Origin of the sequence: Azospirillum palustre (genome assembly GCF_002573965.1) — a bacterium.
In the GTDB taxonomy this organism is placed as follows: domain Bacteria; phylum Pseudomonadota; class Alphaproteobacteria; order Azospirillales; family Azospirillaceae; genus Azospirillum; species Azospirillum palustre.
The window spans coordinates 60,180-81,069 of record NZ_PDKW01000043.1; the positions used below are offsets into that span (position 1 = coordinate 60,180).

At 67.3% G+C, this 20,890-nt stretch carries 22 protein-coding genes; 4 read left to right on the forward strand and 18 right to left on the reverse strand.

Annotation, left to right across the window (positions count from 1 at the left end; translation table 11 throughout):
• Positions 1–494: 494 nt before the first annotated feature.
• Positions 495–743: a helix-turn-helix domain-containing protein gene (locus CRT60_RS22680; protein ID WP_098738853.1), complete on the reverse strand. Its 249-nt coding sequence runs from the start codon at positions 741–743 to the stop codon at positions 495–497.
• Between the two features lie 163 nt (positions 744–906).
• Between CRT60_RS22680 and CRT60_RS22685 the strand changes: the two genes are divergently transcribed.
• Entirely contained in the window at positions 907–1,680 is a 774-nt protein-coding gene (locus tag CRT60_RS22685) for a hypothetical protein (RefSeq protein ID WP_143273362.1), read from the forward strand.
• Between the two features lie 55 nt (positions 1,681–1,735).
• Here CRT60_RS22685 and CRT60_RS22690 read toward each other — a convergent pair whose 3' ends face one another.
• From CRT60_RS22690 to CRT60_RS22740, 10 genes are all read right to left on the reverse strand, one after another.
• Positions 1,736–2,032 carry a hypothetical protein gene (locus tag CRT60_RS22690; RefSeq protein ID WP_098738855.1) on the reverse strand — a complete coding sequence of 99 codons (297 nt, stop codon included), beginning with the start codon at positions 2,030–2,032 and terminating at the stop codon, positions 1,736–1,738.
• 438 nt (positions 2,033–2,470) lie between these two features.
• Positions 2,471–3,436: a hypothetical protein gene (locus CRT60_RS22695; protein ID WP_161958114.1), complete on the reverse strand. Its 966-nt coding sequence runs from the start codon at positions 3,434–3,436 to the stop codon at positions 2,471–2,473.
• A complete protein-coding gene (locus CRT60_RS36700; RefSeq protein ID WP_204562096.1) occupies positions 3,433–3,606 on the reverse strand; it encodes a hypothetical protein in 174 nt (57 codons plus the stop codon). The genes CRT60_RS22695 and CRT60_RS36700 overlap by 4 nt, the downstream gene beginning before the upstream one ends.
• Before the next feature lie 475 nt (positions 3,607–4,081).
• Complete coding sequence (locus tag CRT60_RS22710) at positions 4,082–4,624, reverse strand: recombinase family protein (protein WP_098738859.1); 543 nt, start codon at positions 4,622–4,624, stop codon at positions 4,082–4,084.
• Between the two features lie 779 nt (positions 4,625–5,403).
• A complete protein-coding gene (locus CRT60_RS22720) occupies positions 5,404–5,856 on the reverse strand; it encodes a terminase small subunit (protein WP_098738861.1) in 453 nt (150 codons plus the stop codon).
• Positions 5,857–6,196: 340 nt separating this feature from the next.
• Entirely contained in the window at positions 6,197–6,493 is a 297-nt protein-coding gene (locus CRT60_RS22725) for a hypothetical protein (protein WP_098738862.1), read from the reverse strand.
• Positions 6,490–8,700 carry an AAA family ATPase gene (locus tag CRT60_RS22730; protein WP_161958115.1) on the reverse strand — a complete coding sequence of 737 codons (2,211 nt, stop codon included), beginning with the start codon at positions 8,698–8,700 and terminating at the stop codon, positions 6,490–6,492. Before CRT60_RS22730 ends, CRT60_RS22725 begins: the two co-directional genes overlap by 4 nt.
• Positions 8,701–8,728: 28 nt before the next feature.
• Entirely contained in the window at positions 8,729–9,034 is a 306-nt protein-coding gene (locus tag CRT60_RS36280; protein ID WP_161958116.1) for a hypothetical protein, read from the reverse strand.
• Positions 9,035–9,216: 182 nt separating this feature from the next.
• Positions 9,217–9,444: a helix-turn-helix transcriptional regulator gene (locus CRT60_RS22735; RefSeq protein WP_193548458.1), complete on the reverse strand. Its 228-nt coding sequence runs from the start codon at positions 9,442–9,444 to the stop codon at positions 9,217–9,219.
• Positions 9,445–9,817: 373 nt separating this feature from the next.
• A complete protein-coding gene (locus CRT60_RS22740; protein WP_098738865.1) occupies positions 9,818–10,579 on the reverse strand; it encodes an SDR family NAD(P)-dependent oxidoreductase in 762 nt (253 codons plus the stop codon).
• A 187-nt stretch (positions 10,580–10,766) separates the two neighbouring features.
• Between CRT60_RS22740 and CRT60_RS22745 the strand changes: the two genes are divergently transcribed.
• On the forward strand, positions 10,767–11,189 hold the full coding sequence (locus CRT60_RS22745; protein WP_098738866.1) for a YkvA family protein: 423 nt from the start codon (positions 10,767–10,769) through the stop codon (positions 11,187–11,189).
• Here CRT60_RS22745 and CRT60_RS22750 read toward each other — a convergent pair.
• The 7 genes from CRT60_RS22750 to CRT60_RS22780 all read right to left on the reverse strand — a co-directional run bounded on the left by CRT60_RS22750 (position 11,186) and on the right by CRT60_RS22780 (position 18,601).
• Positions 11,186–12,127, reverse strand: coding sequence for a DMT family transporter (locus CRT60_RS22750; RefSeq protein WP_244592706.1), 942 nt, complete (start codon positions 12,125–12,127; stop codon positions 11,186–11,188). The genes CRT60_RS22745 and CRT60_RS22750 overlap by 4 nt on opposite strands.
• Positions 12,128–12,373: 246 nt before the next feature.
• Positions 12,374–14,167 (reverse strand): sensor histidine kinase, encoded by a 1,794-nt coding sequence (locus CRT60_RS22755; RefSeq protein ID WP_098738867.1) that lies wholly within the window; start codon positions 14,165–14,167, stop codon positions 12,374–12,376.
• Between the two features lie 179 nt (positions 14,168–14,346).
• Positions 14,347–15,306 carry a bifunctional Delta(1)-pyrroline-2-carboxylate/Delta(1)-piperideine-2-carboxylate reductase gene (lhpI, locus tag CRT60_RS22760; RefSeq protein ID WP_098738868.1) on the reverse strand — a complete coding sequence of 320 codons (960 nt, stop codon included), beginning with the start codon at positions 15,304–15,306 and terminating at the stop codon, positions 14,347–14,349.
• Between the two features lie 46 nt (positions 15,307–15,352).
• Positions 15,353–15,754 carry a lipopolysaccharide assembly protein LapA domain-containing protein gene (locus CRT60_RS22765; RefSeq protein ID WP_098738869.1) on the reverse strand — a complete coding sequence of 134 codons (402 nt, stop codon included), beginning with the start codon at positions 15,752–15,754 and terminating at the stop codon, positions 15,353–15,355.
• Positions 15,755–15,817: 63 nt separating this feature from the next.
• Complete coding sequence (gene ihfB, locus CRT60_RS22770) at positions 15,818–16,099, reverse strand: integration host factor subunit beta (protein WP_085090428.1); 282 nt, start codon at positions 16,097–16,099, stop codon at positions 15,818–15,820.
• Positions 16,100–16,369: 270 nt separating this feature from the next.
• Positions 16,370–17,644: a pentapeptide repeat-containing protein gene (locus tag CRT60_RS22775; protein WP_098738870.1), complete on the reverse strand. Its 1,275-nt coding sequence runs from the start codon at positions 17,642–17,644 to the stop codon at positions 16,370–16,372.
• Positions 17,645–17,650: 6 nt separating this feature from the next.
• Positions 17,651–18,601, reverse strand: a complete 951-nt coding sequence (locus tag CRT60_RS22780) for a hypothetical protein (protein WP_098738871.1) — start codon at positions 18,599–18,601, stop codon at positions 17,651–17,653.
• 280 nt (positions 18,602–18,881) lie between these two features.
• On the opposite strand from CRT60_RS22780, the gene CRT60_RS22785 reads away from it, so the two are divergent.
• Positions 18,882–20,024, forward strand: coding sequence for a Do family serine endopeptidase (locus CRT60_RS22785; protein ID WP_098738872.1), 1,143 nt, complete (start codon positions 18,882–18,884; stop codon positions 20,022–20,024).
• 70 nt (positions 20,025–20,094) lie between these two features.
• Positions 20,095–20,877 carry a hypothetical protein gene (locus CRT60_RS22790; protein WP_098738873.1) on the forward strand — a complete coding sequence of 261 codons (783 nt, stop codon included), beginning with the start codon at positions 20,095–20,097 and terminating at the stop codon, positions 20,875–20,877.
• The last annotated feature ends 13 nt before the right edge of the window (positions 20,878–20,890 follow it).

The following is a 20,890-nucleotide window of genomic DNA, read 5'->3' on the forward strand; positions in this document are numbered from 1 at the left end:
ATGTTCCGCAATGCCTCTGAGGGGCAGCAGCTATAGTGCAGATGCGGACGCGGTGGCGGAATGGCCGCCACCGCCGCCGCTCTGCCGGGAGACAGAGGATGTCAGATATCCTCAAGCTCCTGATCCTGCTGTTGCAGGTGGTCAAGGCTGTCCTTGATTACCTGAACCGCTGATCGGGCGGGCGAGCAGGGGAGTCGCGATCCCCTGCTCGCCTTCCCCGAAGATAGACGGATTCCGGCGACCTAACAACCATCTCTGGCGTTATAGCGTTATAGCGTTACGACGTTTTGGCACTATGGCGTTATGGCACCGAAATCCCTTGTGCGCGCGACCATCGTCAGCGCAAGGCTGATCGGGAACGCCACACGGCGGGACTGATTGCCGAATTGCTCGCGGCTGTCCCGGATGACGCGGCAACGCGCCTGACCGTCGACGAGCGCTACAAGGACTTCATCACTGCGGCGCTGCTGCGCTGATCGAGCGCTCCACAGAACCTATCCACCGGCTTTCTGGCTGTTGATACGGACGCCTGGGCCGCCGACGCCCTGATAGGCCCCCGCCGGGATGAACTCGACGCCGGCCGCTTCAAGGGCTGCCTGAATCGCGGCAAGGGTCCGCGCATAGATGCTCTCCCCGCGCTCCAGGCGGGTAATCGTTCCGGGGGCGACACCGGCCAGGGCAGCCAGTTCGCGGACACCGAGCCCAATCCCTGCACGGGCCATCTTGCATTGTTCGGGGGTCATCCGGAACCTTGTTACAGTGTGTCAAAGTTTTCATTGACCGTCACAGTCAATGATTGGCACACTGTATCAAGCTTGATGCAGCGCATCAAGGCGACCGGACGGGGAGCTTCCACCTTCCCCGTTCGGCCTGACCACAACCCGAGCTACTGAGGAGCTGCGGACCATGGCTGGTTCCGAGAATACCATGACTTTGCCCGGCTGCATCAACGGACTGCCCAAGCGCGGCACCCGGCCGGGCGCCCACCCCGACGCCGAGTTGCTGTTCGCCTGGGACGCCTTCACCAACGCCGTGACGGCCTACCAATGCGCCCAGGAGGGTGAAGAAGGGCTGTACGCGGACATCGCCTTCAACCTCGGCCTGCGCATCGAGCAGTTCCGCCCCAAGACCAGGGACGGGATGGCGCGCCAACTCCGCTACCTGCTGACCCAGTACCTCGACTGTGAAGACGCTTGGGACGTCATCGTCTTTGGAGAGGACGTAACGCCCGACATGCAGGAGATCCTCGACAACGTTCATCACGTCGGGATGCTCTGGCGCATGATCGATTCGATTGACGGTCCGGCGGAGCGCATCGCCCGAGCGGCAAAGAGGCAGAGCGCGGCGCAGCAGGCATCAACCCTCGTGCCGGCGCTGGGGATGACCTTCGCTGATGCCAGCGCCCGAGTGCTCGCCCTGCTGGGCGAGCATCAGGCCGCCGCCGGGGCCAGCCCTGATGACCCGCCTGATCATCTCGTGGTGGAGGCGTCCGAGCTTCGGCGCGCCGTGTTCACCGTGCCGCCCCAGACGCCGGCCGATGCGCTGGCCGTGCTGAACCTGCTGGCAGACGGCGGCGCCGGTCTGGCCGATGGCAATCGCGTGGAGGGGCAGGAAACCGCCGTGACCCTGCTGCGCGACTTCGTGGCGCGACAGGCCGCCCCCGATCCGCAGGGGCGGTGATCGTGCCGGCGCCGAGGGCTTGTGCACCTATCGGCCGGTCCTCGGCACCGCCCCGCTATTTGCTCCGCTGGTGCTGCACCCTCCAGGCGTCACGCCGCCGCCTCCAATCCTCTTCCTCCATGTCGCGCTCGTGGGCTTCAACCGCATAGCCGGACAACGTGTCCACCGCTTCATCGAGGCGGCGACGATCCCATAGCTTGGTGCGGCCAAAGGTGATGGGATCCGGCCAAGTCCCGTCCTCCACACCCACGCCGAAGCCGTTGACGGTCAGGCCCAAGTAGGAGGCGGCTTGTGCGCGGGTTAGAAGGCGCGGCCAGTTTGGGAGGCCGGCCAGATCGGGATCGCGTGCCATGTTCCCTCATCACTGTCGGGGGTTGCTCGGTCGCTCGATCTCCAACGCGCTGGCGACCAGCTACGTCCTGCATCCGGTCGAGAGACCGTCGCCGCCCATGGCCGGTGGCGACACGCAATCAGCAAGTCGGCCCCCGTTGCCGCTCCACCCACCCCCGGAGTGACCATACCGGGAGGGGGCTTTGCGGCAACGGGGGCCGCCCCGCCTATTCGATGCGGTTCCCTTGCGCATCGAATCCGAAAGCCGAGGAGTGCAGCTCCCTACTCGGCAAAAGCTCTATCGAAGGCACCGTGTTGCGCTGCCCCGCCGTGAGGTCGATGCCTTCGCGCGCCGCGGCCCCCGACGAACGGACTGTCCGTCGGCTCGCGCACCGCGCCACCGGCGGCCCCGGCGACGGCCTGCGCTTCGCCCGCGCCGCTCGGGCGCTGGGATCGTTGCTCACCAGCCATTGCCCCCGCCGGCCGGGGCCAGCATGGCGAGAAGCGCATGCAGCTGCTGAGACGATGGCGCCTGCGTGCCCACACCCGCCGGAGCCGGCGCGGCTGCCGTGGGGCGGAAGGACGACAGGCTGTTATTCGTGAAGAACTGGTGCTCCCCGCCCTGGCCGTAGGCGTAGGGGTCGCCGGTGTAGGCTCGGTATTGGCGCCCCGGAGACGCCGGCGCGGGGGCTGTGCCAGTGGCAGGGGCCGCGTTGCCGCCGAACGCCGAGCTATACGCGAACTGATCGGCGCCGCCATGCCCGCCAAGGCCCCCGCCCGGCCCGCCTGCGCCCGTACCTGCCATTCCGCCCGGCGCGCTCATGCCGCCGAGGGAGCCCACAACCGAATAGTCGTCCGGGCGAAAGCCAGCGAGCGATGCGAGCATTCCGATTGGAAGCCGTGTTGCGGCGCTCAACGCGCCCATGCCAAGCGCCGTGGGGCTCCAGCCAAGCGCCCAATCGCGTGCGTAGGTGCCGGCCAGCAACCCTTCGGGACTGGCGACGGTGCCGGGCGTGAGGCCGAGGAAGCCGAGCCCCCAGGAGTTGGGGGCGAAGTCCTGCGTCGACCGGCCGTCGCCGCCGAAGGCATAGCCGTTGAGACCGCGCGCGGCCATGTCGTCGGCAGAAAGGCTCGTGCTGGTACGGTTCCAGCCTCCACCGAACCCGCCACCCCCGGGGCCGCCACCTTCGGACTCCCCGCCGCCCCCGTCACCCGCCCCACCGCCGCCGCCGGGGCCGTCGCCGCCGCGTTCCCAGAAGCCCAGAAGGCCGGTGCGCGGGTTAACCGTGCCAGGATGGCCCAGCGCCTGCGCAATCTTCGGCACCTGATCGGGCTGAACGTGGATGAGGACGCTGTCGCGCCCCTGGCCCATCGCCGCCAGCTTCTTCGCGACCTGGGGGGCCTCCATGCTCAACAGACCCTTCATCGCCCCACCTCCCCGCCCATCTGGGCCGGTCGCATGTGCGCCTTCGTCTGCATGGGCCGGGCCGTGGAGCCAAAGGGGAAATTCTTGACGCTCGCGGACACTTCCGCATCGGGCACGCCGCCGGAAAGTTCCAGGATTGGGCCGTCGTGAAGATGGACTTGGATGGTCATTAGGAGGTGAACTCCATCGAGGGGAACTCGGCGCCTCACGACGCTGATCAGCATCTTGTACCACAACACAGACGTGACCGCAAAATATGGCACACGCTTGTTGTGCAACGGGGCGAGAAGGCCCGGATCTGCGCATCGACAGCGAGACCGCAGGATGCCCGTAGAGCGCGCTGGCCGGATTGCCGCCCCATCCCAGCAGACGCCACGGCAGAACGCACCAGCGAAGCGCCAGCGCGACCGTAGGGCCATGCGCCTTGGTGGACTTCGTCCGGCTGGATCTGGTCGCGATGGACGGGCCGTAATCTCGCCCCGGAGGCGAATTTTTCAGAGCGCCCCCTGCCTCCGCTCCGCCTACCCCCGGCGGGGGGCCATGCCGGGGGGGGGTATTTGGGGATTGGCGCCCAGGCCGCCGGCAGCCCCCTCGACGTCCGGCCAAGGCATGCCCGGCCGGGTCGCGGTCAAGGTGGCGCCCCGCTCACTGCCCCAGGACGCGGTACACGCTGGCGCGGCCGATGCCCAGGCGCTTCGCGATATCCGTCGCGCCCAGCCCTTCCACGTCCCGCAGCCGGCGCACCTCGTCCGCATCGATCTCCGGCTTGCGCCCCTTGTACACCCCGGCGGCCTTGGCCTTGGCGATGCCCTCCAGCTGGCGCTCGCGGCGCAGGTTCGTCTCGAACTCGGCGAACACGCCCAGCATGTCAAGGAAGGCTTTGCCCGCCGCGGTGCTGGTGTCGATAGGCTGTTCGGTGGCCCGGAGGGACCCGCCCCGCGCCCGCAGCATGCGCACGATGTCCTGAAGATCGCCGATGGACCGGGCGAGACGGTCAACCCGCGTCACGATCAGCTCGTCGCCTTCGTGGATGAAGTCGAGGATGCCCTCCAGAACCGACCGGCCTTCGCGGCTGGTGCCGCTGACCTTCTCGGATCGGACCACCTCGCACCCGGCGGCCTTCAGCGCCTCCAGCTGCACCGTGAGATCCTGATCCGTGGTGCTGACGCGCGCGTAGCCGATCTTCATGGTGCCGCCCCTATGTGTCTCGTTTGCCTCTAGACCCTCTCTTTGTATCGTCTCGCAAACTGCAAGTCAACCCAAACGAGACGCGGAAACCTTGAGCTTGGCTGTCTCACGGATCCGTCTTCTCGGGGTATACCGAAACGAGACGCCGCCCTCGGTGCTGGCTGTGCGCGTGACGCAACGGCGACGCCCGGCTTGGTCCTGGTGCTGCGCCATCCCGGTGGGATGGCCCTGCTCGATGCCGCGGCCATTCCGCCAAACAGACCGCGTCGACTGTTACCGTCAGGAAGGCCAACCCAATCCCGGCCTCTGGAGACACCTATGCGCCACCAAGACCCTACGTTCCTGACCTTGTCCCCGATTGAGATCAGCCGGCAGGCCGCCGAGCTGCGCACAACCGAGCAGTTGATCCAAGCCGTTCTGTCCGAACGTGTGCGCGACATTGAAGGCCTCCGGATCGTCATCCAGGGCCTGTATAGGCGAGGCCCTGAAAAGCATCAAAAGCCCCGTTCAGCGCGTCAATGACGGCAGGCAGGTCGGCACCCTCCTACTGCCCCACTTCGACCACAGCGATGGTGCCCGCCGGCCATCAACGGGTAAGGGGCGCCTGGCCGGGCAGGATTTCTCAGGACGCGGGGCGTTGTGGCAGTGGGAACTACAATTGGGCCGCGAACTGGCCGCCCTATTCCGGCGGGGGTCTTGCTTCTCAAGCATCGCGTCCGATGAGGGCCTGTTTCCGCAGATTGGCCGCGACTGCCGCCACGGCCAATCCTATCCCAAGGTCAGTTGAGGGGTTCCTGCGGGGTGTCCTGTTCGGCCGTGACCGTGCCCAAGTATTGCACGAGGGCCTGAAGCTGGGTGGCACTCAGACCATCCAGCGGGCTCTTAACCTCCATCGTTCGGTCCACGAACATGCCCAGCTCTTTGCCGATCAGTTCCAAGGCGCGGTTCATGGCATTGAGGTTGCCGGCGGCCTGGGCGCCATCGACGTTCGCCACGAGCTTCTGCATCACCCAAGCCCGATCCGCCGCGATCTCCTGGACCACAGCGCGCTCGGAGGCCGCCCGCAGTTCAGCGATGCGCTCCTTCACGTCATCGCGCTTCTGAAGCTTGCAGGCCTGGGCCGCCGCGTTGTTCGGCCCATACCCGGCTTCCACCGCCGCTTTGGTCCCGTTCAGCCCTCGCGCAACATTCTGGGCGAAACGCTCATGCAGGGTGTTCGTCAATGCAGCCATCTTGTTCCCCTTTCCTTCATTTCACCGCGACCGCGGCGGATTGATGAGATGTTACAACATAACGAATTGGTGATAGCGGAGCGGTCCAATCCTCGGCCGTTAAGGGGCGCCGCGCGACGCCCAACGGGCGTGAGCGCCCCTAGGGGGTATGGGGGAGGGGGGAGGTCCGCCTTGGAGCACCCTCGGAGCACCAGCAAAACCGCCAGATTGCGCCAGCCTTGGAGCACCGTGGAGCAAACCTTGGAGCAAGCCTCGGAGCATAGCATTTCCGCCATTTTCGCCGAGCCTTGGAGCGCCTTGGAGCACTACGGAAATCATGCTCCGCGGCCTCCGTGGGCACCTACTCCGCTCCTGAAATATCGGGCGAAATGCGTTTGCGATACTCGCCAATCTTCAAGAACTCGCGGTGCGCGGCGGCAGGGTCGATACCGTCGCGTACAATCAGCGTGTGGAAGTCGATGAACATGCAGGCCACCTTGCCGGCGAGGTCCATCGCGTGCCTGTCGCTGAACGTGCACCCCGCGCTCATCGCATACCCGCGCGACCACCGCGCCCTGTCGGGCCACGGGCCGACCGCAACCCGTTCCGGCATGCCAGGATCCCACGCGACCATCCATTTATCGATGCCCAGGCTCATGCTTTGGCAGCTCCTTCTTCCCAGGCACTCAGGACGATTCCCGAACGTGGTTTTCGCCTCTCGTCCCGAAAGACGACGCCGTTCTTGATCACTCCGGCGTTGAACAGGCGGTCCTTGGCGTCTTCGAGTTCACGAAAGCTTAGGCCGGCAGCGGCCGGCAATGTGCGGATCATCTTCGGCGCATAGTTGATCGCGGTCTTGCCGTCCGAGGTGTTCCGCTTCTGCGCCCTGAGTTGGCCAAGGGCGTCCAGGAAAACCTTGTCCGCATAGGATGCCCGCTCCGCCCGGTCAGTGGGCAAGGGCGTCTCGGGGACATCGGCCAGCACGTCATCATCCACCTCGAATACGCCAGCGCGCCAACGCAGGTTGACGCCGGTTTCGCTCGCAGCGTAGTTCGCCTTCTTGTTCTGAAGGACGCGGGCATCGCGGTCGACGGCGCTCCCCTTGTCCACATCCGGACGTGTCAGATACCAGCGGGCGCGGACGGTATTGTTCCAGGCCGTGTTGCCACCGTCGCCGCGGCCGGTCGCCATGCCGTCCCGCGACGGGTGCGCCAGCAGCAGGACAGCTCCGCCGCCCCATTGATCCATCAGCCGAGCGATGTTTCCCAGGATCCGGCTGATGAACAAGCGCACTTCCGTGCGAATATTCTCGTTACCGCCGAAGGTATCCGCCGCCGTGTCGATAATAACCAAGTTCGGCTGCACCATGTTGATGGCACCAATAAGCTTCTTGTATAGCTTGGTTTCCAAGAGCTTGCCGTCCCGGTCGAAAACGCAGAGTGCGTTGTCCTTGGCGACACGCGATATCAGCTTCATCCCGGATAAATCTTTGAAGGTACAGCCATAGTGCGCCAAGCTATCGCCCATCCTGCGATGAAGCTCGTTCGCTTCGTCTTCGCAGAACAACCCGACCACACGGCACTTTCTGACGTCCATGCCGAGCCACTTCTTCTCCGTGACCGAGGCAACGGCGAGCATGACGGCGAGGATCGTCTTGCCTAGGCCGCCGTCCCCATATAGGGCGCCCACGTAGCCAACAGGCAGCCAGCCAGGGACAATCCACTCCCGTTCTGGTATGGGCACCCCCTCCCACTGTGTCGGGTCGATAAGCTCCAGCTCGTCGTCTTCTTCGGGCAACAACTCCATCAGGTCGTCCGGCAGCTCGTCCGGGAACTCACCGGCAGCGACCGGGAAGCCGTGTTCTTGGGCGACGTCGCGCACATAGCCCCACCCGACCTCGAACGGCGGCTTCATGCGCTCCCAGTCGCTGACCACTTCGACCGGGTCATTGCCGGCGACGGTCGCGTTGCCTTCCCAGCGTTGCGCCCATTCCTCCCAGACCTCCATGGCCCGATCAGGATCGTCGGCACCGGCGGCCTTGATGGCGCAGCCCATGCGCAGATAGTCCGTGCGGTTCGGGAACCGATCGTTGTCGTTCGGGATGGTGGCGACGGCGGCAGCCAGCACATCGAGGCTGGGCGCCAGCAGGTCATCCTGCACGATGGCCGCCCGGTCCGTGACTTCCGCACCGCTGCCTTCCTCCCGGATGTCTGCGCACCCTCCGGCACTATCGAGCAGATCGCGCAGCTCGGCGAAGAACTCGTCGATTTGAGCGTGCGTGACGGGAGAGAGCGCCGCGGCGCTGCGGCCGACCGGATGCGTGTCCCAACTGTAGGGGCGCTGGGTGATCGGGTGGATCCCGGCCACGACATATTGCTGCCCTTGGCCCAGCATCTCCACCAGATGTTCGCGGCCATCCGGTCCCTTGAACCACAGCCGGCGGCGGACCATGGGGGTCTGGCCTTCGGCCAGCCGGTAGACCAGCAGCACCTTGGGCGCCCGGCCGGTGCGCGCGGGCGCGGGGCCGAGCACCCGATCAGCGAGCCCTTGGCACAGGTCGCGCAGATCGGGGCAGGTAACGTCCAAGTCGAGACCGGGGAAGCGCGCCGCCCGAAGGCCCAGGTTGGCGCCATGGCCTTCCCAGGTCTCGGCGTCGCCGCGGGTCGTCTCGTGCTTCTGCCAGTTGGAGAAGCCGAACCAATACCCACCACGGCCTTGGATGCCGGGCACCTTGCCGCGATCCTCGGGGCGCAGCTTCGTGCCCTCGGATAGCGGGGCGCCGGGCGGCACGACGGACACCAGATCCGTGAAGCCGGCATCGAACCATGCGCTATACGGGATCGTGAGCGCGGTGCTCGTTGTCATGGCGAATGGTCCTTCGGCGCAAAGGAGGTCAACGGCGCGGGCATGATGCGGCGCCCCTTTGCGGGTTGGAGGATGAGCGAGTGGCGCGGCGTACATATTCGTCCCAGCTCTCGCGCTGGCCGTCCGGATGGTAGACGGTGCCGCCATGGCGGAGGATCACAGGGCGGCTTTCCAGCCCGTAGACCGTAACCGGCCGGGGGCGGTCCTCATCGAAGTTCCAAGCCAGAACGGGAACATCATCGTTGAGGTAAATGCCACATACCACCGCCCAACCCCCCGCGGCGGGGATGATGGTCTGACGGGTTGCGCGCTCCGAAGGGCTCTTGTCGAGCATTGTGGTCTCCATCTCGGGGATGCTGGCCGTCATCACGACGGGCAGGAGGGGCGAACACGGCGGCATGGGCCGCCAGCGCGGCACGATGGGAGGGCGCCCGTCGGGAGCGGATCGCTGGTAACGGCCGCGATGCGGGCTGCCAGGAACGGTGCAATGTGCGGGTTCGCAGGCATTGCCCGACCTCACAACAGCATGGCCTCCAACTCAGGGTCCAAGCCCTGGCTGGGTGAGTTGCGAGCCGTCGCACGGGAGACGATCCACTCATCAACTTCGCTTTCAATCCACCCAACCGAGTTGGGGCCGAGTGGAACCCGCTTAGGGAAATGTCCAGCTTTTTCGAGGCGATAGACGTGCATGCGCGAGTAAGGCACGCGCTCCTTGAGCTGCTTGAAGCGGATGATGCGGGGCATCTTGCAGATCCTTTTGCGACGGAGGCTCATGGCATGAGGGGGACACAGGCCGTGGAACCCCGCGGAATGGATTGGGGATTCGTCAGCCCGGACCCTGATGCTTCGCTGAGCCTGAGTGCGCGGGTTCGCAGGGGCGCGCACGCATGCGCGGTGGCCTGTCGATAAGGACTGCCGTGAGGCCCTGAAGCTTCGCTGAGCTAGGGCGCACCAGTCATCAACCTATATGGCTCTTTTTTGCGTAGACGTCAACATCTAGTATCACGGCGTAACAACAGCTTAACTCTAGCAAGCAGATACTGTTACCCGTTTGTTACCCAATTAGGTGAAACGGCCCCGTTGCGAGGCCGTTTCCGAACTGAATTTACAGACTAAGTCATTGAAGCGCCATGCGGATGGCGCCGTCCAGGCGGATGACGTCGCCGTTCAGCATCTCGTTCTCCAGGATATGCTGCACGAGGCGGGCATATTCCTCCGGCGTGCCGAAGCGCTTGGGGAAGGGGACGGTGGCGGCGAGGCTGTCCTGGACCTCCTGCGGCATGTTCAGCAGCATCGGCGTGCCGATCAGGCCGGGGGCCACCGTCATCACGCGGATGCCGTGGCGGGCGAGATCGCGGGCGGCGCAGATGGTCAGGGCGACGATGCCACCCTTCGACGCGGCATAGGCGGCCTGCCCGATCTGCCCCTCATAGGCGGCGACCGAGGCGGTGTTGACGATCACGCCGCGCTCGCCGCTGTCCAACGGGTCCAGCTTGGCCATGTCGGCTGCGGCCAGCCGCAGGATGTTGAAGCTGCCGATCAGGTTGACCTCGATCACCGACCGGAAATTCTCCAGCGGCATCGGGCCATCCCGGCCGACGATGCGCTGGGCGGGCGCGATGCCGGCGCAGTTCACTGCGATGCGGGCCGGCCCATGGGCCGAGCGCGCCTGATCGAGCGCCCGCTCGGCCGAAGCGCCGTCGGTGACGTCGCAGACCATACCCAGCCCGCCGATTTCATGCGCGGTCTTCAGCACTGCGTCCTCGTTGACGTCCAGCACGGTCACCTTGGCGCCGAGCCCGGCCAGATGGCGTGCCGTCGCCGCCCCCATGCCCGAGGCGCCGCCGGTGACGATTGCGGACAGTCCCTGGATGTTCATGGCATCTCCTCCTTAATTGCGACCGGTCCGCGCATGGCGCCGGCCTTGTGTCCAACAGGATGCGGTCGCACTTGTTGTTTACCGGATGGCCGCCGAACCATACCACACCGTATGGTGGGAGACATCATGCCGATGCCGCAGTCTGCCATCTGCGAACGGGCCAATTCCAAAAGGGATTCTCGCGTCCATGACCGCATCGTCCGTCTCTCCCTCCCTTGGCCGCTCTCTGGGCACCGCGCTGACGGTTTCCGATCCCGACCGGGTCGAGCGGGACGAACGGCTGGTCCGCCGCCGCTTCTGGCAGAAGCTGCGCGCCAACCTGCATCGCGTTCCCTTTCTGGAGGAACTGCTGGCCGCCTATTTCTGCGCGACCGATCCGGCGACCCCATACCGGGCCAAGGCAATCCTGCTGGCGGCGCTGGCCTATTTCGTGCTGCCGGTGGATGCAGTGCCGGATTGGCTGCTGATCGCCGGTTTCACCGATGACGCCGCGGTGCTGGCCGCCGCCGTGCAGACCGTGCGCACCAACCTGACCCCGGGCCATTGGCTGCGGGCGAAGCAGACATTGCGTGCCGAAAAGGGCAGTGAGGAGATGGAAAGCACCGCCTAATCGGGCTTCGACCGCGCCATCTTGCGGCCGTCCGCCGCGTCGCGGTGCATGGTGTAGAGGGCGGAACCGGCGATCACCAGGGCACCCACCCAGCCCCACAGGTCCATGGTCTGGCCGAAGACGATCCAGGCGACGATGGCGGTGAAGGGCAGACGGGCATAGTCGTAGGGCATCATCGCCGAGGATTCGGCCAGCGACAGCGCCTTCGTCATCGCCAACTGCCCCAGTGTCAGGATGCCGCCCAGCAGCGCCAGCCAGCCCAGCGTGCCCAAGCTCGGCCAAGTCCAGACGAACAGCGCCGGTACCAGGGCCATCGGGGTGACCAGCAGGCCGAGGAAGGTGACGATCACCGGAGAGCTGTCCTTCCGGCTGAGCAGCCGCATCTGCAGGACGGTGCCGGCGGCGGCGATGCAATGGACGAACAGTGCCAGAAAGGCCAGATCGATCGGCGCCGCTCCCGGTCTCAGCACGATGATCACGCCGATCAGGCCGGCGCAGACCGCGGCCCAGCGCCGTGGCCGCACTCGCTCACCCAGGAGCAATGCCGCTCCCGCCGCCACGAACAGCGGGATGGCGAAGCTGACCGCCGTCGCGGTGGGCAGCGGGATTTGGGAGATGGCGTAGAACCAGGCGCTCATGGCGCAGAGCGTGGTCAGCGCCCGAGTCACATAGGGTCCGAGCCGCCGCTCCGCCAGCACTGCCCGGCAGGCGGGCGCGCCGGCCGTCAACGCCCAGGGCAGCATCCACAGCAGGCTGAACAGGTTGCGGAAGAACACGACTTCCAGCGGGTCCATCACCGTCGAGGCCCACCGCACCGCCGTGTTGCCGATTCCGAACAGCAGTGCCGACAGCAGCATGAAGACGGCGCCGAGCAGAAGCCGGTTGGACGGCGCCCGCAGGCGGGGGGCGGCGTCCATGGAAGAGGCGGAGACGGTCACGGTCATCGTCCCTGGCAAGCCGTTGGCGGATGGTCCGGTCCGGCTCGCAGGAGGCCGTTAGCGCAAACATGGATCCGTCAGGATCATCTGCGGTCGGACCACCCGCGGCCAGCGCCGCGACAACGATCCTCCGAAGGAAACCTCGCCAGCGCAAGCAAAATACGAGAGTGAGGCGTTATTATACTCCCGTATGACGAGTGGTGGTTCGGAAGTTGCGAAGTTCGGACTCTTCCTCGGTAGGGCAGCCTATTCCGGGCTGCCACCAACGGTGAAGCGGTGCGGCAGGCTGATCGTGAAGCGCACGCCGGGATCGGTGTTCTCAATCGACAGGATGGCGTCCAGCTGTTTGGACAGGGTGTGGATCAGCCGCATGCCCAGGCTGCGGCTGCGGCGCCAGTCGAAATCGGGCGGCAGGCCGACCCCGCGGTCGCCGACGATCATCTGCAAGGTCTCACCGTCCCGCCGCAGCCCGACGACGATGACGTTCGTGTCTTCCGGGGCTCCGTCGGGAGCGCCGGCCTGCGATCCCGCTGCCGCGCCGACCATGGTGGAGGCAAGCGGCCGGTAGGCGTGCTTGATGGCGTTCATCACCAGTTCGTTGGCAAGCAGGCCCAACTGCACCGCATGGTCGGTCGGCACCTCCACCGGTTCCACCACCAGCTCCAGCCGCCAGTTGCCGCCTTCGGAGCGGGCGGAGCGTTCCAGCTCCCGGCACAGCTCGGTCAGATAGTCGTGGAAGGGGATGAAATGGACATCGTCCACGCGGTAGAGCAGACGGTGGATGTCGGCGATGGCCTGGACGCGGCGTCCGGCTTCCAGCAGATGCTCGCTCAACTGCGCATCGCCGACCGCCTGCCCCTGAAGGCTCAGCAGGCTGGAGACCACCTGCAGGCTGTTCTTGATCCGGTGGTTGGCCTCGCGCATCAGCAGATCCTTCTGCGCCAGCACGGCGTCGCGCTCACCGATGGTCCGCTCCAGCGAGGCGGTGCGGTCGCGCACCCGCCGCTCCAGCTCGCGCTGAACCTGCCGGGCGGCACCGGCCTGCCGGAAGCCGAAGACCGACAGGGCGGCCAGCGCCATGGCCGCCGCCGCCGCCAACCCGGCATAGGGGGCGATCAATCGCTGCCAGGATGCCAGAATCGGTGCCAGATCCAGCCGGACGACCACATGGACGGGCCAGCTGTCGACCCGGCGGTGGGCGACGATGGTGGCAACGTCGCGGGCGACGCCGCCGTCCGGCTCGACCTCGATTGCCCGGCGGGCGGTATCGGACAGCGGGGTGGGCTCGGCGGAGCTGTCGGGCTCGCGCACCAGCACGTCGAGACTGCCGGCCCGCACCAGGATGGTCACCGGCTCGTGCGGGAGGTCCAACTCCTTGTAGAAGCCGGACAGGTAGGACGGATCGATGGTGACCGAGGCGATGCCGCGGAAGCCGCCATTCGGTTCGGACAGCCGGCGGCTGAGCAGGAAGGTGGCCTTGTTGGTCACCCGGCCGATGATGCGGGGGCCGACATGGGGCTGATCGACCAGGCGGCCCTGCTGCGCGTTACGCTGATGGAACAGGAAGATCTCGCGGTCGGACGCATCGGAATAGGGAGCCGGGAAGGCTGCCGTCGTCAGCCGCAGCAGTCCCGTCGCATCGTTCAGCCAGATGGCGTCCAGGAAGGGCAGCCGGGCGCGCTGGGCGTTCAGCTTGTCCCACAGGACGCGCGACCCCGCGACTTCGGTCCAGGGCCGGTCGGCGCTTTCCTGGGCGGCGTATTCCACCAGCAGGTCGGCGGCATCGAACAGGCGGGCGGCATGTTCCGCCAGGACACGGACGGCCGCCCGTGCGCGTTCCTGCGCCCCATCGATGGCCCGTTCGCGCGACTGCACCCCGACGACCACGGTAACCACGGCGAGGAACAGGAAGCCGCAGGCGGCCAGCCAGCCGATGGCGGCCTCCAGCCTCGGCTTGCGGAAAGGCAGCGCGCCGTCCGCAGCAATGCGTTCGGAACCGGTGGACTCGTTGGAAAGCGGGGGGAGGGCGGGGCCATTCAATCGGCCGTTCCTTTCCCTTCGATGTGGATCGCCATACAGGTTGTCGGGCGGGTGGGCAGAATCGTGGAATAGTAGCGCACGGTCAGCTGCCAGTAACCTTATCTTTCGTAGACTCAAGGTTACGCTTGGCGCCGGCTAGGCCGGCCCGGCGGCCGAAGCGATTCAAAGGCCGAACGGCTTCAGCGGATCGAATCGTTGTGCAGCACCATCTCCGTCGCCAGCCGGGCGGCGCACAGGTCGGCCAGGGCGGTGCCCACCGACTTGAACAGGGTGATCTGGTCGTAGAAACGCCGGCCGGCACGTTCGCCGCGGCCAAGTTCGAACAGGTCGCCGGCAATGTCGTCGGCGGTCAGCACGCCGGAGGCCAGCGGCTGCGCGATGTCACCGGCCTCGGCCCGCGTGCGGTCGCGGCAATCGACGAAGACACGCGCGCGGCGGATGCACTCGTCATCGACCTCCCGCATCTCCGGCGTCACGCCGCCCAGCAGGTCCAGATGCTGGCCCGGCTGCAGCCAGTCGCCACGGATCAGCGGGCTGTGCGACGCGGTGGCGCAGACGACGATGTCGGCGCCACGCACCGCCCCTTCAAGGTCGGCGGTCGCCTCGATGCGGAATTTCGGCCGGTGGAAACGCGCGGCAAGCTTGCGGGCCTTCTGGGGATCGCGTCCCCAGACCAGCACATGGCGGAGCGGCCTCACCGCGGTGTGCGCCTCCACCAGTTCAAGGGCCAGCGGACCGGTGCCGACCACCAGCATCCGGTCGGCATCCGGCCGCGCCAGATAGGAGGCGGCGAGTGCGGAGGATGCGGCGCCGCTGCGCCGGCCGAGCGTGGCGGAGGAGTCCATCAGAACCTGGGGCACACCGGTCTTGCCGTCGACCAGCAGATAGACGCCCTGGGTTCGCGGCAGGTCACTGCCGGCATTGTCGGGAAAGACGGTGTCGATGCGCAGCCCGATTGCCTGATTCACCTGCCAGGAGGGGGCAAGCAGCAGTGCGGCGTCGCTGGCGCCATAGGTCTCGACCCGATGGCGGTGGGCCGGCGGAGCCTCCACGCCGGCGCGGAAGGTCTGCCGCAGGCGTTCGACCAGCATGCGGTGGTGCAGAACGGATCGAAGCTCGGCGCCGCTGACGGTGCGCATGGAACCCCCTCCCGCCGGCCGGCATCGTGTTCCGCCCCGATGACGCTCAGTGAACGGTCGGCGCGCTGCCCTGGGCGGCCGCGACCGGCAGGGTGGAGCCGGGCAGCGTGCCTGAAACCGGGCCGGAAACCGGACGGGTGCTTTCGGCCAGGCGCTTCTCGGCGGCGGCGGCGCGGGCCTGCGCCTCCTTCAACTCACGCTCCAGATACAGCACGCGGTTGCCCTCGCGGCGGGCGCGGCGGCGATGGCGGCGCTGGCTGTTCCAGACAATGAAGCCGCCGGCAACGAAGCCCACCACCAGCGCGATCAGTGTGGCCAGATACACCGGCGTTTCGAGCGTGAAGGGCAACGGCCACAGCGACAGGGTCACGATACCGCGGTTGGAGATCGCGAACAGGATCGCGACGAGGGCCACGGGAATGGTGACGATCCAGGAAAGATGGCGCAAGGCTAAGGTTCCTTGAGAGTGATACGGCCGGAATACGGCGCTGGGACATGGCCGGACCGGCGCTCACTCCGTGTTCAGACGCTCGCGAAGCTGCTTGCCGGTCTTGAAGAAAGGAATGCATTTCTCGCCGACGTCAACCGATTCCCCGGTCCGGGGGTTGCGACCCGTGCGCGCGTCCCGCTTCTTGATGGAGAAGGCGCCGAAGCCGCGCAGCTCCACCCGGTCGCCCCGCGCCAGCGCCTCGGTGATCTCGTCGAAGATGGTGCCGACGATCTTTTCGATGTCGCGCTGGTACAGGTGCGGGTTCCGCTCCGCCAGCCTTTGGATCAGTTCCGACTTGGTCATGACCGTTGACGTTCCCCCATTCGATGCGGGCACATTATGGTCGGATTGCGCCGCGCTTGGGACAGCAGCGTGCCACCGGGCGAATAAGGCGTCAAGCCCCACCCGCGGTGCTAAGCCGTTACGACACAATCGTTTTTCCGAACGGTGGAAGGTGTTCTGCCACCGAAGAGCCTGTCCCGATCAGGGCGCCCGGCGGCAATCTCCGGCACGGATCGTGACGGAAATTTGAAAGCAATCAACGGCTTCGCGAAAGAAAACCCGCGCACCGGCTCAGGTTCCGCTCAGCCGCGTTCCTTCCAGGATGGCGCCCTCCAGCACCGCCGACGAGCGGTCGCAGCCGGTCAGGTCGGCCAGGGTCAGGTCGCTGCCCTTCAGGTTGGTCTGGGCCAGCGAGGCGCCGGCCAGCCGCGCCCGCACCAGCGATGCGCGCATCACCTTGGCCCCGGCGCTGACCAGCAGCATGCCGAGATTGGCACCGTCCAGCCGGCTGTCGATCAGGATGGCGCGATCCAGCTTCACCCCGCGCAGATCGGCGCGGCTGAGATCGGCGGACCGCAGGTCGGCGCCGTCGAACTGGGCGGCCTGCAACTGGGCGCCGTTCAGCCGGGCGTGGCGCAGCCGGGCGCCACTGCCCTTGGCCAACGTCAGGATCTTGCCCGTCAGGTCCGCCCCTTCCAGGTTCAGCCCGGTCAGGTCGAGCTGGCAGCCCTGCTTGCCGCTGGTGCCCAGCCAGATCATGTGCTGGCGCAGCATGCTGTCCAGCTGGTCCACCGGCAGGGCCGGCAGTTCGTCTGCGACGGATTCCTCCGGTTCGGGCTCCGCCGCAGGGGGCTGGAGCGGTGCCTGCCGGGCGGCATGGGCCTGCTCGTCGGTGCGGATCGCCTGCTCCAGACCTTCGGCATCCAGGCTCGCCCCCTCCAGGATGGCGCCGCGCAGATCGGAGCCGTTGAGGTCGGCCCCGCGCAGATCGGCGCCGGAGAAGTTGGCCCCGCGCAGGTCGGTGCGGTCCAGCCGGGCGCCGGACAGCCGGGTGTTGGTGAAGTCCGCCGCCTGGGCGAAGCTGCCCGACAGCTTGGCCCGCGCCATGTCGGCGTTGGTCAGGCGGGCCGACGCCATGTCGGCGGGACCGGGGTCGAAGCCCACCACCTTCAGTTCGCCGGCGCTGTTGCGGTTGACCATGCTGCCGTCGCGCAGGTCGACCTCCACCATGGTGGCGCCGTCGAGCTTGGCGCCGCGCACGTTGGCGCCGCGCATGTCGGTGCGGAACAGCCGCGCTTCCGACAGGTCGGCCCCGCGCAGGTCGGCGCCATACAGGTCGGCATGGTCCAGCACGGTGCCGCGCAGGTCGGCGTCGCGCAGGATGGCGCCGGCCAGATGGGCGCCCGTCAGGTTACGGCCGGCCAGCGACAGGCCGGACAGGTCGAAGAAGGGCAGATTGGCGCGGGCGCCGTTCGGACGCCCTTCGGCGAATCGGACATGGCGCTCGCACACGCGGTCGAGCTGGTCCTGGGTCAGGCGGATGCGGGATTTGCCGTCTTGCGCCATGGCCGGTCACGCGAACAGGGCGTCGATGTCGGCCTGGGAGATCCCGCCTCCGCCCGAATCGGCAGCCGGAGGGGGCGGCGGAGCCGGCTTCGCGACAGGAGGCGGGGGCGGGGGTGGCGGGGGTGGAGGCGGTGGTGGGGAGGGCTCCACATCGGCCGGCAAAGGCTCGGCCCGCTCCGCAACCCCCGGCACGCTGTCGAACAGCGCGTCGATGGCGTCCTGGGTGACTTCCGGCCCGCCCAGCTGCGGTCCGTTCAGCAGATGCGCGTCTGGCCGGGTGTCGCCCAGCTTGCGGTGCGAGGACACCTCGCCCGACGCATGCTGCTGGGGGTCGACGGCCAGCCGCTCGACGCCCCAGATCTCGATCATCGTGTTCACGCGCTCTTCGATGTAGCGCAGCGTGTTGACGACCTTGGTGGTGCGCTGGCCGGTGATGTCCTGGAAGGAGCAAGCGGTCATGATCTCGATGCACCACGCCTCGACCGCGTCGATCCGTTCGGCCAGATCCTCGTCGTCGCGCGGGATCGACATGGTGATTTCCTGAATCTTCTCCGTCGCGTTCAGGATGTCGGTGGTGGCGCGTTCGGTGGCGGCGACGATCTCGTCCAACTCGCCGGTCGCCGCCTCGATGCGGTTGGACCCGGTGTCGGTCGCCTTCAGGGCTGCGATGTCGCTGCGCGCCTCGCGCACCACCTGGGTGATGGCGGTCAGCTCCTGCTGGATGCGCGGATCCTCGCCGGGGGCGAAGGCGGTGAAGGCGCTGGGCGATGTACCGCTCAGCCGGTCGACCTGGGTACCCAGCTTGTCCACCAGCCGGTGGAACTCGTCGGAGGCGACGACGCGGCTGCGCCGGTCGCGCATGCGCAGGAAGGCCCGTCCCCGCGCGGTCTGCGACAGGGCCTCTTCCATCTGCAGATACTCTTGCTCGGTCAGTTCGAGCAGTGACCCGCCGCTCATAGCGCTCAACCCGTTCCTCGACAGCCGCGCCTTTCCGGCATCTCCGGAGCCGCGCCGACCGTCGTCCTATACCACCGTATTTCTTTACCGGGAGTTTCCGACGCCACCACGTTATCATCGATGCAGCGGATTTGGCGGACAGGGCACGGCCATGGCGGCCGGCTCGGCTCTGAACGCCGTCGGACGGCCGACAGGCTTGAACAGACTTCGTTTTTATCCCAAATCAGCCCGATCGGTGGCCATCTCTCCTTAGAAATTCCCAAAAGGAAAGGAACAGTCCATGAAGACGGCGGTGCGTCCGGTGATGTTTGCGGCGGCGGTCGGGATCGCGGCGCTGACCGGCGGCGCGCTGGTGGCACCGGCCGACTCGGCGCTGGGCCGGATCGGTTCCGCCATCGGCCTCGGCGCCTCGCCGGCCGAAGCGGCGCTGCCCCTGGGCGCGGTCGGCGGCGGCACCATCGCCCCGATGCTGGAGCAGGTGACGCCGGCCGTGGTGAACATCTCGGTGCTGAGCCAGGCGCCCCAGGCCGAAAACCCGCTGCTGCGCGACCCGTTCTTCCGCCGCTTCTTCAACCTGCCGGACCAGATGCCGCAGTCCAAGCCGCAGGTCAGCGCCGGGTCGGGTGTGATCATCGATGCCCGCAACGGCTATGTCGTCACCAACAACCATGTGGTGGAGAACGCACAGGAGATCGCGGTCACTTTGAAGGACCGCCGCCGCCTGCGCGCCAAGCTGATCGGCCGCGACGCCGCCACCGACATTGCGCTTTTGCAGATCAAGGCCGACGGGCTGGCCGCGCTGTCGATCGGCGACTCGGACCGCACCAAGGTCGGCGATTTCGTCGTCGCCATCGGCAACCCGTTCGGACTCGGGCAGACAGTGACCTCCGGCATCGTCTCGGCAATGGGCCGCAGCGGGTTGAAGATCGAAGGCTACGAGGATTTCATCCAGACCGATGCCTCGATCAACCCCGGCAACTCCGGCGGCGCCCTGGTCAATTTCCAGGGAGAGCTGATCGGCATCAACACCGCCATCATCGGCCCGGCCGGCGGCTCGGTCGGCATCGGCTTCGCGGTGCCGGTCAGCATCGTCCGGTCGGTGGTGGAACAGCTGCGCGAATATGGCGAGGTGCGGCGCGGCCGGCTGGGCGTCGCCATCCAGGACCTGACACCCGACCTTGCGGAAAGCATGAGCCTGAAGGGCGACGAGGGCGCGCTGATCGCCAAGATCGAGCGCGGATCGCCGGCCGACAGCGGCGGTCTGCGCAGCGGCGACGTGGTGATCGCGGTCGATGGGCGGCCGGTGCGCAGCGCCACCGATTTCCGCAACCGCATCGGCCTTCTGCGGGTCGGCACGCCGGTGCAGTTGACGGTGATGCGCGAGGGCGGGCAAAAGTCGGTCACCGTCCGAACCCAGCGTTGACTCCACCCCAGCGTTGCCCCCCAACGTTGGCCACAGTGAATGGACCGTCGAGGAGCCACCCCGTACCGGCATGATGCGTTCGAACCCTCCCCGCCGCCCGGCCGCTCCGCCGGCGCCCACGCCCGGCCGCAGCGCGGCCCAGCGGCAGCGCGAGATCGCGACGCTGCTGATGCGGCTCGACGCCATGCTGAAGCAGTCCGCCGAACTGGCCCAGACGGCGCGCGAGCGGGTGTCGGTCGGCGGACTGGCCCGCTATCGCCGCTTCAGCCGGCGGGTGCGCGACTTCTTCGCGCTGGCCGCCCTGACCCAGGAGCGGCTGGACGCGGCGCCGGAGGAGATGGAGGATCTGATCGACCCCATGACCACCGCGCTGGAGCGTCTGCACGCCCGCATGGTGGTCCAGTTCGTGGAGGGCAGCGCCGCCTTCTTCGCCAGCTTTGCGCGGGTGAAGGCCCTGCCCATCGGCACCCATGAGATGTGCGGTGTGGAGCTGCGCGGCGTCCTGGAAATCCGCAAGTTCCTGGACGACCCGCTCTATGAGGGGGAGCGCGGGCAGGCCCTGCGCGGCGAGGCCGACCGCATCGCCGCCTTGATCCGGCGGGTGATGGACCGCATCCCGCCGCTGCCCGATTTCGGCGACGAACCCAGCATCGGCCCGCGCGGCACGCTGAACAGTCCGCTGAAGGGCCCAAACGCCCATCTGCCGCCCGGCCGCGCCGCCGCCCGCCCGTCTGCCGACCGCTTGGCCGCCGCCCGTCCGAGCGGCATGCCGCCGGCCGCCCCGCTGGCCCCGAACCCGAGCACCGAGGTTCGCTCCCTCAGCCTCGACCAGTTCGAGGACGACGAGGAGTAGGGAGGGGAGGGAG

What these genes read in the sequence shown, in the direction of transcription:
- ihfB (WP_085090428.1), bottom strand. Translation starts at nt 16,099, where the DNA reads ATGACCAAGTCGGAACTGATCCAAAGGCTGGCGGAGCGGAACCCGCAC.
- CRT60_RS36280 (WP_161958116.1), bottom strand. Translation starts at nt 9,034, where the DNA reads ATGCTCGACAAGAGCCCTTCGGAGCGCGCAACCCGTCAGACCATCATC.
- CRT60_RS22735 (WP_193548458.1), bottom strand. Translation starts at nt 9,444, where the DNA reads ATGCCCCGCATCATCCGCTTCAAGCAGCTCAAGGAGCGCGTGCCTTAC.
- CRT60_RS22710 (WP_098738859.1), bottom strand. Translation starts at nt 4,624, where the DNA reads ATGAAGATCGGCTACGCGCGCGTCAGCACCACGGATCAGGATCTCACG.
- CRT60_RS22745 (WP_098738866.1), top strand. Translation starts at nt 10,767, where the DNA reads ATGACCGCATCGTCCGTCTCTCCCTCCCTTGGCCGCTCTCTGGGCACC.
- CRT60_RS22780 (WP_098738871.1), bottom strand. Translation starts at nt 18,601, where the DNA reads ATGAGCGGCGGGTCACTGCTCGAACTGACCGAGCAAGAGTATCTGCAG.
- CRT60_RS22695 (WP_161958114.1), bottom strand. Translation starts at nt 3,436, where the DNA reads ATGAAGGGTCTGTTGAGCATGGAGGCCCCCCAGGTCGCGAAGAAGCTG.
- CRT60_RS22740 (WP_098738865.1), bottom strand. Translation starts at nt 10,579, where the DNA reads ATGAACATCCAGGGACTGTCCGCAATCGTCACCGGCGGCGCCTCGGGC.
- CRT60_RS22720 (WP_098738861.1), bottom strand. Translation starts at nt 5,856, where the DNA reads ATGGCTGCATTGACGAACACCCTGCATGAGCGTTTCGCCCAGAATGTT.
- CRT60_RS22680 (WP_098738853.1), bottom strand. Translation starts at nt 743, where the DNA reads ATGACCCCCGAACAATGCAAGATGGCCCGTGCAGGGATTGGGCTCGGT.
- CRT60_RS22790 (WP_098738873.1), top strand. Translation starts at nt 20,095, where the DNA reads ATGATGCGTTCGAACCCTCCCCGCCGCCCGGCCGCTCCGCCGGCGCCC.
- CRT60_RS22730 (WP_161958115.1), bottom strand. Translation starts at nt 8,700, where the DNA reads ATGACAACGAGCACCGCGCTCACGATCCCGTATAGCGCATGGTTCGAT.
- CRT60_RS22725 (WP_098738862.1), bottom strand. Translation starts at nt 6,493, where the DNA reads ATGAGCCTGGGCATCGATAAATGGATGGTCGCGTGGGATCCTGGCATG.
- CRT60_RS22685 (WP_143273362.1), top strand. Translation starts at nt 907, where the DNA reads ATGGCTGGTTCCGAGAATACCATGACTTTGCCCGGCTGCATCAACGGA.
- CRT60_RS22775 (WP_098738870.1), bottom strand. Translation starts at nt 17,644, where the DNA reads ATGGCGCAAGACGGCAAATCCCGCATCCGCCTGACCCAGGACCAGCTC.
- CRT60_RS22690 (WP_098738855.1), bottom strand. Translation starts at nt 2,032, where the DNA reads ATGGCACGCGATCCCGATCTGGCCGGCCTCCCAAACTGGCCGCGCCTT.
- lhpI (WP_098738868.1), bottom strand. Translation starts at nt 15,306, where the DNA reads ATGCGCACCGTCAGCGGCGCCGAGCTTCGATCCGTTCTGCACCACCGC.
- CRT60_RS22785 (WP_098738872.1), top strand. Translation starts at nt 18,882, where the DNA reads ATGAAGACGGCGGTGCGTCCGGTGATGTTTGCGGCGGCGGTCGGGATC.
- CRT60_RS36700 (WP_204562096.1), bottom strand. Translation starts at nt 3,606, where the DNA reads ATGACCATCCAAGTCCATCTTCACGACGGCCCAATCCTGGAACTTTCC.